This is a genomic window from Kitasatospora sp. NPDC093558 (assembly GCF_040683475.1).
Classification (GTDB): Bacteria; Actinomycetota; Actinomycetes; order Streptomycetales; family Streptomycetaceae; genus Kitasatospora.
Window position 1 is genome coordinate 1 of record NZ_JBFBDY010000953.1, and the last position, 1,973, is coordinate 1,973.

2 protein-coding genes are annotated in these 1,973 nt (G+C 72.8%); both read right to left on the bottom strand.

Going from position 1 to position 1,973, the window contains the following annotated elements:
- Nucleotides 1–13: 13 nt before the first annotated feature.
- Nucleotides 14–838, bottom strand: a complete 825-nt coding sequence (locus AB0O00_RS37325; RefSeq protein WP_363659138.1) for a CDP-alcohol phosphatidyltransferase family protein — start codon at nucleotides 836–838, stop codon at nucleotides 14–16.
- Nucleotides 839–878: 40 nt separating this feature from the next.
- Entirely contained in the window at nucleotides 879–1,571 is a 693-nt protein-coding gene (locus AB0O00_RS37330; protein ID WP_329926306.1) for a phosphatidylserine decarboxylase, read from the bottom strand.
- Nucleotides 1,572–1,973: the final 402 nt, after the last annotated feature.

The window sequence follows — 1,973 nt, forward strand, 5'->3', positions numbered from 1 at the left end:
TGCTCGAGCGGGCTCAGCCGAGCCGCGACTCCGCCCGCCGGGCGCGGACGTCGCCGACCTTCTGGCCGACCTTGCGCCGGATGACCAGCAGCGGCGCCATGGCCGCGAGCGCGATCTGGGCGAAGGCGCCGACGTGCAGGAGCGCGTTGCCGCCCGGCAGGCCGGTGGCCCACGCGGCCAGGCAGCCGATGGAGACCACGATCCAGCAGAGCGTGGCGGTGGCCAGCAGGCCCTGCGGCTTCGGGTACTCGATCCGGCTGACCATCAGGTACGCGGCGCCGAAGATGGCGAGCAGACCGGGCAGGAACGGCGGGTCGAGCAGCACGATCGCGATGACCGTCATGGCGCCCATCGGGCAGGGCATGCCCTGGAACACCCCGGGCCGCATCTTCACGGCCGAGAAGCGGGCCAGCCGCAGGACCACCGCGAGCAGCACCGTCAGCGCGATCAGCGCCGACAGCGTCCGGTTGGAGCCCTGCGAGACCATGCCCCAGACCGCGACGAAGTAGGCCGGCGCGATGCCGAAGCTGATCAGGTCGGCCAGGTTGTCGAGTTCGGCGCCCAGGGCGGAGGAGCGCAGCTTGCGCGCCACCAGGCCGTCGAAGAGGTCGCACATCGAGCCGATCAGCAGCAGCGTCACCGCGGTGGCGGCGCTGTGCCGGTCCGGAGCGACGTCCGGGTTGGTGATGTGCGGGATCAGGACCCCGGTGGTGATCGAGTAGATCGCCAGGAAGCCGCAGACGGCGTTCCCCAGGGTCAGGAAGTCGGCGGTGGACAGGTGCTGCGGCGAGCGCGGCGCGCGGAGCTCGCGGTCGCGTGCCCAGCGGCGACGGCGCAGCGCCGTCTCCTCGTCGTCCAGGCCGACGATCGTCTCAGGATCAGTCACGGTCAAGGCGTGTCACCCCGGCTGTGGTCTTCTGGCCGACCTCGACGCCGACCTCGACGCCGGCCGGCAGGTAGGTGTCGACCCGGGAGCCGAACCGGATCAGGCCGATCCGGTCGCCCTGGGCGACCTTGGTGCCGGCGTCGACGTAGGGCACGATGCGGCGGGCCACGGCCCCCGCGATCTGCACCATCTCGATGTCGCCGAGCTCGGTGTCGAAGTGCCAGACGACCCGCTCGTTCTGGTCGCTGTCCTTGTTGAACGCGGGCACGAACCCGCCCGCGACGTGCTCGACCGACGTCACCGTGCCGGGCAGCGGCGCGCGGTTGACGTGGACGTTGAGCGGGCTCATGAAGATGGCGACCCGGGTGCGGCCGTCCGGCCAGGCGTCGATGCTCTGCACCACGCCGTCGGCCGGGGAGATCACTCTGCCGGTGCCGATCTCACGCTCGGGGTCGCGGAAGAACCACAGCATGCCCGCGCCGAGCGCGCAGGCCGGTACCGCCGCCAGGGCCCACTTGCCGCTGCGCCGGGTGAGGGCGGTGGTCACGGCGGCCGTGGCGAGGGTGGGGACGAACCAGGGGGTGGCTCCGCGCGCGATGGTCACGCGGGGTCGCCGACCGGCCGTCGTGGCTGCGAGGGCATCGCGGTCCGTGACGGAGGTGTGAGGGGACGGGCTGATGGGCATCGAAGACCTTTGTCGCGGGGGATCATGGCCGCTGGACGGGGGCCACCGCGGGATCGGGTAAGAGAGGGACGGCTGCTGTCCCGGTGGATGCTATCGGGAGCACACGGTGGGTGGGCAACCCGCCTGCTCGTTGTGAGGGCGCACGGTCGCGCCCACTCATACGACCGTAGCTCGCCCCCGTCCGGTTCCCAAGGGCCCGGACGGGCCTGGTGACTCTTGTCTCAGCGGGTGTCCGGGGGGAACGCCGGGTGCGCGTCATCCGCTCCAGGACGGGCCGCGACGGCCTCGCCACGGCGTGCGGAAGCGGGGGGGGGGGCGCGGACAGCACGACGTACACCTCAGGCGGCGAACCGGGGGCGGGCCGGGCCCACTGCGCCCGCGCCCGGGGGCCCGGGGCACCCG

Bases quoted from the DNA above. Each gene is read 5' to 3' on its own strand.
- AB0O00_RS37330 (WP_329926306.1), bottom strand. From the start codon at position 1,571: ATGCCCATCAGCCCGTCCCCTCACACCTCCGTCACGGACCGCGATGCC.